This is a genomic window from Agrobacterium sp. NPDC090273, from assembly GCF_044772305.1.
In the GTDB taxonomy this organism is placed as follows: Bacteria; Pseudomonadota; Alphaproteobacteria; order Rhizobiales; family Rhizobiaceae; genus Agrobacterium.
In genome coordinates this window covers 132,170-140,160 of sequence record NZ_JBIVYN010000002.1, presented here as the reverse complement: position 1 = coordinate 140,160, position 7,991 = coordinate 132,170, and the positions used below count along the sequence as shown (strand labels likewise).

The following is a 7,991-nucleotide window of genomic DNA, read 5'->3' as shown; positions in this document are numbered from 1 at the left end:
GAGGTGACGCAGTGAAGTTCCCATTTATCTGGACTGTGCCTGTTGTCCTGCTTGCTGCCGGCTGTACGGTGCGGACAGAACCCCTTACGCCCGAGGCAAACGCTGTTTTCGGGCATGAGAAGCTTGTTAGGGCAACGGCAAATCAGGAACCCATTACCGGTTCGATCGATCTTTATGATGCGATGGCGAGGGCGTTGAAATACAACCTCGACACCAAGGTAGAGATCATGCAGGCCGCGCTGAAAACGCGCGAGGCTGATCTTGTCAGCTACAGTGCGCTGCCTAAAGTGGTGGCGGGTGCAGGTTATGCAGGACGTGACCAAGCGGATCCGTCGACACCCTCAACGCGTGACGACAGTATCAGAACAGCAGATCTGACATTCTCATGGAATATCCTTGATTTCGGATTGTCTTATGTTCGAGCCAAGCAGGCCGCTGATCAGGCTCTGATACAGGAGGAGATGAAACGACGTATCGTCAACAAGGTCATCGAAGATGTGCGCACCGCTTACTGGCGGGCGGTCAGCTATCAACGTCTGGTTGGTCGAATGCGGGCGCTTGAAGGCCGCGTGGCGAGGGCGTTGCGCGACACCCGTGGTCTGTCATCAAGTGGCGAGAGTTCACCGCTGGTGGCGCTGACCTACGAGCGCGAGCTGATTGAAGTGAAACGCGAAGTCGAGATGCTGGAAGGCGAGTTGAAGGTTGCCAAGAGCCAGCTTGCAGCGCTGATGAACGTGACGCCCGGAACGGAATTCACACTGACGGTGCCAAAACGCGCTTCGACGCGTCTGGCGGTGCCGGACAACATGCCGGAAATGTTCCGTATCGCGGTGGAGAACCGCCCGGAGATGCGTGAAGTTGCGTACCGCACGAGGATCAACGAGAAGGAAGTCAATGCTGCCCTTCTGGAAATCCTGCCAGGCTTCAACGTCTATGCTGGAGCCAACTACGATTCCAACGAATTCATTGCCACGAATGACTGGCTGTCATGGGGCGCCAAGGTCAGCTTCAATGCGATGAAGCTTGCCAGTATGCCGGCGGTCAACAAGAAGATCGAGGCGGAGAAAGAGGTTCTGGACGCGCGCGCATTGTCGGTTGCTATGGCGATCATGACGCAGGTTCACATCAGCCGCACGCGCTATGCCCACCTCAACAAATCTTATGGCACGGCGGCAGCGCTCTCCAACGTCTCTCACCGCATCCTCAAGCAGGTACGCGATGAAACCAACGCCCAGAAGACCAGCGAGCAGATCCTCATCCGTGAGGAAATGAACGCACTTCTTGCCGATGCCAAGCTCGATATGGCCTATGCCGATCTGCAGAATGCCTACGCCAACATCTACGCCTCTCTTGGCGTAGACCCGTTCCCGGCCGGGCTGTCTACAAGTTCGAGCATAGACCAGATGGCATTGCAACTCAGGACAATGTGGACCGATACCGGTGGTCCCGCAAAGATAGAGGTGGCCACCGCCAAATAGCGGGCACCGCTGACGGCGTGAGGGAGGTACGACGTGCAGACATGGAATGTATTGGGTCTTGTTCTTGCAATCGCGACTGTAACGCCAGGTGGTCATCCTGCTTATGCGCAGGATGACGGCACGGCGTCGCGAGGTATCGTCAAAGCCGTCAATCAGGCAATGATTGGCACGGATCTCAGCCTTCCGATCGTTTCTCTGCCGTTTCGCGAGGGCCAGGATTTCTCCAAAGACGATGTTCTGGCCGCCTTCGATTGCCGCGACCTCGAAGCGCAGGTGAAATCGGCGGAAGCCGTGCTTCGGGCCGAAACAATCACGCATGAAAACAATATGCGTCTCGCGCGTTCAAAGGCCGTCGGCTCCTACGAGGTCGATTTGTCCAAGGCAAAGACAGACCAGGCGGCGGCGGAACTGGAAGCCTTTCGAAGCAAGATGGCACGCTGTGTCATCAGGGCTCCCTACGATGGTCGCGTGGCTTTCATGCGCGCAAATGAGCACGAAATCCCGGAGCCAAATCAACCGCTTATGCAGGTCGTTAGCACTGGAGATCTCGAGATTGAGACGCTTCTGCCCTCTCCCTGGCTACGATGGCTGAAACCTGGAGCGCCGTTCACCATCGCGATCGATGAAACCGGCGAACAGAAAAAGGCGGAAGTTGCCCGGATCGCTGCAACGGTTGATCCTGTCAGTCAGACGGTCAAGGTAACGGGGCGGTTTTCCGGCGATACAAAAGGAATTTTGCCGGGAATGAGCGGGCCGACAAAATTCAACCCCGTGCCCGGGGAGTAACGGATGGAACGAGAGATCAAGGCGACGGCTGCTTCATCTCAACGCATCACGACAGATGCGGGACAGGCCGCGTCCAGGGCATACGAACTGCTTTTGCGTATTGAAGCGGAAGCACGGCACGTGGAAACTGTTGGTGAGTTGGCTTTTCTAATCGCGAATGAGACAATCCACATTGCCAAGTGCCGCCAGGTTTTCGTTCTGGCCGGATCTGAAAAGAACCTTGCGGTCAAGGCCGCGACGTCAGTGAGCGGCATTGATCGCAACTCGCCTCGTATCCGCTGGATCGAGGCCATCGTGAGCAATCTTCGCAATGACAGAGGTCTCAAGAACGTTTGTGATTTTGCGCTTCCGGCGTTCTGCCCGTTGAATGATGAGGAGCATAAAACCTATCCCAGCCGTTTCATGGCCTGGTTGCCGTTTCAGCTTCGCGACGGCACGGTGTTCGGCGGCATGCTGATCGCCCGCGAAGTCCCCTGGAACGAGCCGGAGCTGACCATTCCACGACGGCTGGCAGCAACCTATTCGCACGCCTGGGCAGCGCTTTCCGGCAAACGTCGCCTGAAACGTCGGGTCAGGATGAAACCGTTACTCGGTGCAGCGCTGATTGCTGCCATCGCTCTCGGTTTCTACCCCGTTCCGCTTACCGTTTTAGCGCCGGTTGAAGTGGCGCCTATTTCCCCTCGCATCATTGCGGCGCCAATGGATGGTGTGATTGAGAGCATCATCGTCAATCCCAATCAGATGGTTCGGCAAGGCGAACCGCTTCTGAAAATGTCTGACGTCATGCTGCGCAACGAACTCGCTGTGGCAGAGCAGGACGTGCGTGTCGCCGAGGCGAAGCTGATGCAGGTCACACAAGGCGCGGTTTCCGATCCGAAACTGCGGGCAGATCTTGCTATAACCCGAAGCGAGCTAACGGTTGCCGCCGCAAAACGAAACTATGCCGGCGATATGCTGGAGCGTTCGGACGTGCGGGCGCCATCGGATGGGATTGCAATATACACCGACCGGCGGGATTGGATTGGGCGTCCAGTCACAACGGGCGAACGCATCATGGAAGTGGCAGACCCGACGCGCATGCAGCTACGGATTGATGTGCCGGTTGCCGACGCGATTGCGGTTTCGAAAGGAGCGAAGGTCCGTGCCTTTCTCGATTCAGATCCATTGAAACCGGCCAATGCTACAGTTGAGGCCGTCTCTTTTGAGGCTCGCATGGTGGAAGGTGACGTGCTGGCCTATCGCATCTATGCCGCCCTGGATGGTGACAAACCCGGTATGCGGCTTGGTATTCGTGGAACTGCGCAGATCAGTGGCGATAAGGTGGCGCTGGCCTACTACCTGTTCCGGAAACCAATCTCCGTTATTCGCCAACGGTTTGGCTTATGATTACCGCTCAGCCCTCCGATGCGCCGCTGCCGATCCTGCGTGAGGATCTACAGATCGTCAGGGTGGGGGCAAGTTACTCCGGGGCACCCGCCTGGGTGATCTTCGATCCAATCCGGAACCGCTTTTTCCGGATCACGTATGAGATGTTCGAGGTGCTGCGGTTCTGGAATATGAGCCGTACAGTCGGAACTCTGCTCAAGACCGTGAATGCCCGCTTTATCGAGCGGATGTCGGAAGACGATATCGGGACGATCGTGCGTATGCTGGAGCACAATCTGCTCCTAGTCCAGCCGACTCGGGGCGGATGGAGGGCTTTGCACCATAAGGCGCAGCCACGACATTCGATATTCATGCGGCTCATTCACAACTATCTGTTTTTCAAAATACCGCTCGTCAGGCCTGAGCGGTTTATCCGCGCGACATGGCCGTACATCGGGTTCCTCTTCAGTCGTGCATTCTGGTGTGTGTCTGCTTTCGCGGGATTGATTGGTCTTTATCTCGTATCTCGTCAATGGGATGCTTTCGTCGGCACGTTCCCCTTCGTGTTTTCGCTTGAAGGTGCCGTAATCTCCATCCTTTCGGTGATCTTCATCAAATGCCTGCATGAACTGGGACATGCCTATGTGGCACATCGTTTCGGTTGCCGCATTCCGACCATGGGCGTTGCATTCATGGTGATGGTGCCACTGCTTTACACGGATGTCAGCGATGCGTGGAAACTGAAGTCACGGTGGCAGAGGTTGAGAATCGATTCCGCCGGTATGCTGGTAGAATTGACGGTGGCGGCCTACGCACTGCTTGGATGGGTGTTCGTACCGGATGGGCCTTTGCGCAGCGCACTTTTCGTGTTGGCAGCGACGGGTGTCGTTTTGAGCCTGCTGGTCAATCTCAACCCGTTCATGCGCTTCGATGGCTATTACATTCTGGCGGATTTGCTTGGCGTGGAAAACCTGCAGCCGCGGAGCTTCCGGCATATGCGGTGGCGCCTGCGGGACTTCCTGTTCAAACCTGGCCACCCGGCACCTGAAGTCTTTCCGCCCGCGCTTGATGTCACGCTGACCCTTTATGCGATCGCGACGGCGATCTACCGGCTGGCCCTTTATCTCGGCATTGCGGTTCTGGTCTATCACTTCACCATCAAGCTTGTCGGCATTTTGCTTTTCGTCGTCGAGATCGGTTTCTTCATCATTCGCCCCGTTTTCATGGAAATGAAGGAGTGGTGGGCCATGCGCAGTGACATTCTTCGTAGCCGTCGAACTTACGTGTCGGTTACACTCCTCGGATTATTGGTAGCGCTGGCCTTTTTACCGCTTTCCACCCGTGTCACCGCACCTTCCGTCATCTATCCGCAGGAGTTCCTGCGGCTCTATCCTCAGGAACCGGGACGGATTGAAAGGCTTGATGTTTCTATTGGACAGGCGGTGAAAGCGGGAGATGTCCTGTTTGTCATCGATGCGCCGCAGATCAGTGAAGAGTTGAAGATTGTCGAGGTCGAAATTGAGCTTGCGCGTTCCCGTTTGGCACGAGTCGCTGCCAACGCTGACGATCTTGCGCAGCGCAGCGTTATTGAGAGCGAACTTGGCAGCTCGCTGGCCCGAAAGCGCGGACTTGAAGAACGCCGAACGGCTCTCGTCGTCAGGGCACCGTTCGACGGGACCGTTACAGACGTCAATCCGGAAATTTTACCCGGACAATGGGTTGGCCGTGCGGAGCAGATCGCCTTTCTCTCCTCCGGCCAAGGCTCAGTGGCTCGCGGATATGTCGCCGGAAACGACAGTGCGCGACTGTCGCCCAATGCGGCTGGCTGGTTTGTGCCGGATGACATATCTCAGCCGAAACTGCCCGTAACACTGGCGACCATTGCTGAGTCCGGGGCAAGGGAAATCGAGGTTCCGCAACTCTCTTCACAGCACCACGGCGCTATCGCTGTCCACGTTGCGTCTGAAGGCAAGAGACAACGCCTGGTGCCAGTCTCAGCGCAATATGCCGTTGTTGCCACAATTGATGGTGACATCTTCGTACCGCAACGATCGGTTCAGGGCGTCATGCTGCTTCATGGCGAAGGTGTCAGTTTTGCAGAGCGCATGTGGCGGCGTGTCCTCATGGTTCTTTTCCGTGAAGCAGGCTTCTGATCGTCTTTCTATCCTGGCGGGTGTTTCATCATGCCAACGCGTCTTTCGGGAAATTTGCGGCCAAAGCATCGATGAATTTGCGCACAGCGGGTGGAAGGCCACGTCGGGTCGTAAAGACGAGGTGAACAAGTCCCGTCATCCCGCGCCATGCTGGCAGCACCCGAACGAGCTTGCCCTCATCGAGGGCCTGTCGGCATGTGTGGTCAGGTAGCAGCGCTACACCCAGCCCCGCTATCGCCGCTGCCCTGACCGCATTGAAGTCCGTACAGCCGATACGTGGTTCATGGCGAAGTGTATCTGTGCGGCCATCGTCAGTCTCCAGAAACCAGTTAACTTCGGCCTGATCATCTGTCGTCGAGAGTGTCGGCTGACCTGCAAGCTGCTTTATATCGCCAATGCGGCTCGCCATTTGGGGACTTGCGACGAGAATGCGGATCGAGTTTCCGAGCGATCGCATCGTAAGGGATGCGTCGCTGTCGAGCGAGGTACGGACACGCAGTGCCACATCGATCCGTTCTTCGATCAAATCGACAGGGCGGTCGATGGCGACCAGTTGCAGTCGTACTTTTGGGTACTGCACCAGAAACTGGTTCACAAGATCGGAAATAGGCTCGACCAAGCCGGTCGGACAACTCATGCGGATCAGGCCATGCGGCTCTGATTTCGCTTCTGCTGCCAATATTTCCGCACGTTCTGCCTCCGCCAGCATCGCTTTGCATCGCGCATAAACGGACTGCCCGACGTCGGTTACACGAAAACGACGACTGGATCGTTCAATCAGGCGGACCCCGAGACGCGCTTCCAACCCCGCGACCCGCCGGCTCAATTTCGACTTTGGTTCGTTGAGCGCTCTGCCTGCAGCCGCGAAGCCGCCGTGGTTCACCACTTCGGCGAAATAAACGAGGTCGTTCAGATCAGTCCGCATTATCGTTCTCCATATGGAACGCTGAGTCGTAAAAATGCCGCCTATTTGCGCCAGCGTTCTGATGTCATGTTCTCTTCAACGGCAACGGGCCGTCAAGAAGGAACAAGACAATGAGCAAGAAATTCGAAAACAAGGTCGTGGTCGTGACAGGCGGCACGAGCGGTATCGGTCTCTCAACCGCAAAAGCCTTCGTAGAAGAGGGGGCGTCAGTTTTTATCACGGGTCGTCGCAAGGATGCGCTTGATGCGGCTGTAAAGGCAATTGGCGGTCGCGTGACCGGTGTGCAGGCCGACATGAGCAAGTTGGCAGATATCGACCGGCTTTATGATGCGATCCAGCAGAAGCACTCGCACATCGATGTTGTGTTCGCCAACGCCGGCGGTGGCGAGATGGCAGCGCTTGGTGCAATCACCGAAGAGCATTACCAGAAGACATTCGATACCAACGTCAAGGGGACGTTGTTCACGGTTCAAAAGGCGATACCGCTGTTGCGGGATGGTGCCTCGATCATTCTGACGTCTTCCACGACGAGCATCTCCGGCACACCGGCCTTCAGCGTCTATTCTGCAACGAAGGCTGCCGTTCGTAATTTCGCCCGCAACTGGATACTCGATCTGAAGGATCGCCACATTCGCGTCAACGCCGTCAGCCCGGGAGTGACGGATACGGCTGGTCTCAACGAATTGTTCGGTAACGGTGAAAGCGCCGAGAGCACAAAGAATTACCTTGCAAGCCTCATTCCTGCAGGTCGGGTCGGCCAACCTGACGAAATCGCCAAGGCAGTCCTCTTCCTGGCATCGGATGATGCGTCCTTCGTCAACGGTGTGGAGCTGTTTGTCGACGGTGGCCAAGTCCAGATTTGACGCTCTGTCTCCAAGGAGAACCACAATGGCAGACATCGCTACACTGCTGGAACGGAATCTTCAGGAGCTTTTTGGGGAGGGCGATGACGCCCTCCGCCAGAAAGTTGCCGAAGAGATTCTTCACGAGGATGCAGTCTTTATCGAGCCGCATGGGATTTATCATGGTCGCAATGAGATCGTTCGTATCGCCGGTGTCATTCGCGCCGCACATCCGACATTCCGATATCAGACACTATCCGCCGCAGAGGTTCTGCATGAACAGGCGGGGCGGGTGAGATGGGTAACGGGAGAACCGGGTGAAAAGCCCTCTTATGCCGGCACGGATTTCATCGTCGCTCGTAACGGAAGAATCGCCGCGATTTATCTCTTCTTCGACGGCCCTCCCGATCCAACCGGCGCGCCAATCCCGGGCTGATGCCGT

7 protein-coding genes are annotated in these 7,991 nt (G+C 56.6%); 6 read left to right on the top strand and 1 reads right to left on the bottom strand.

The genetic code is table 11. The features are described 5' to 3' along the window. Positions 1 to 11: 11 nt before the first annotated feature. From ACIQT8_RS07030 to ACIQT8_RS07015, 4 genes are read left to right on the top strand one after another with little or no spacing between them, the layout of a single operon-like run. Positions 12 to 1,478, top strand: a complete 1,467-nt coding sequence (locus tag ACIQT8_RS07030; RefSeq protein WP_400964544.1) for a TolC family protein — start codon at positions 12 to 14, stop codon at positions 1,476 to 1,478. A 33-nt stretch (positions 1,479 to 1,511) separates the two neighbouring features. Beyond that, positions 1,512 to 2,264, top strand: a complete 753-nt coding sequence (locus ACIQT8_RS07025) for an efflux RND transporter periplasmic adaptor subunit (RefSeq protein ID WP_400964543.1) — start codon at positions 1,512 to 1,514, stop codon at positions 2,262 to 2,264. 3 nt (positions 2,265 to 2,267) lie between these two features. Next, complete coding sequence (locus ACIQT8_RS07020) at positions 2,268 to 3,650, top strand: efflux RND transporter periplasmic adaptor subunit (RefSeq protein ID WP_400964542.1); 1,383 nt, start codon at positions 2,268 to 2,270, stop codon at positions 3,648 to 3,650. Further along, complete coding sequence (locus ACIQT8_RS07015; protein ID WP_400964541.1) at positions 3,647 to 5,782, top strand: biotin/lipoyl-binding protein; 2,136 nt, start codon at positions 3,647 to 3,649, stop codon at positions 5,780 to 5,782. Before ACIQT8_RS07020 ends, ACIQT8_RS07015 begins: the two co-directional genes overlap by 4 nt. Before the next feature lie 28 nt (positions 5,783 to 5,810). On the opposite strand, the gene ACIQT8_RS07010 is transcribed toward ACIQT8_RS07015, so the two are convergent. Continuing rightward, on the bottom strand, positions 5,811 to 6,707 hold the full coding sequence (locus ACIQT8_RS07010) for a LysR family transcriptional regulator (RefSeq protein WP_138792222.1): 897 nt from the start codon (positions 6,705 to 6,707) through the stop codon (positions 5,811 to 5,813). 110 nt (positions 6,708 to 6,817) lie between these two features. Here ACIQT8_RS07010 and ACIQT8_RS07005 point away from each other — a divergent pair, with 110 nt between their 5' ends. Both ACIQT8_RS07005 and ACIQT8_RS07000 read left to right on the top strand, forming a co-directional pair. Beyond that, complete coding sequence (locus tag ACIQT8_RS07005) at positions 6,818 to 7,570, top strand: SDR family NAD(P)-dependent oxidoreductase (RefSeq protein WP_400964540.1); 753 nt, start codon at positions 6,818 to 6,820, stop codon at positions 7,568 to 7,570. Positions 7,571 to 7,595: 25 nt separating this feature from the next. After that, on the top strand, positions 7,596 to 7,985 hold the full coding sequence (locus tag ACIQT8_RS07000) for a nuclear transport factor 2 family protein (protein ID WP_400964539.1): 390 nt from the start codon (positions 7,596 to 7,598) through the stop codon (positions 7,983 to 7,985). The last annotated feature ends 6 nt before the right edge of the window (positions 7,986 to 7,991 follow it).

Bases quoted from the DNA above. Each gene is read 5' to 3' on its own strand.
- ACIQT8_RS07005 (WP_400964540.1), top strand. From the start codon at position 6,818: ATGAGCAAGAAATTCGAAAACAAGGTCGTGGTCGTGACAGGCGGCACG.
- ACIQT8_RS07020 (WP_400964542.1), top strand. From the start codon at position 2,268: ATGGAACGAGAGATCAAGGCGACGGCTGCTTCATCTCAACGCATCACG.
- ACIQT8_RS07000 (WP_400964539.1), top strand. From the start codon at position 7,596: ATGGCAGACATCGCTACACTGCTGGAACGGAATCTTCAGGAGCTTTTT.
- ACIQT8_RS07015 (WP_400964541.1), top strand. From the start codon at position 3,647: ATGATTACCGCTCAGCCCTCCGATGCGCCGCTGCCGATCCTGCGTGAG.
- ACIQT8_RS07010 (WP_138792222.1), bottom strand. From the start codon at position 6,707: ATGCGGACTGATCTGAACGACCTCGTTTATTTCGCCGAAGTGGTGAAC.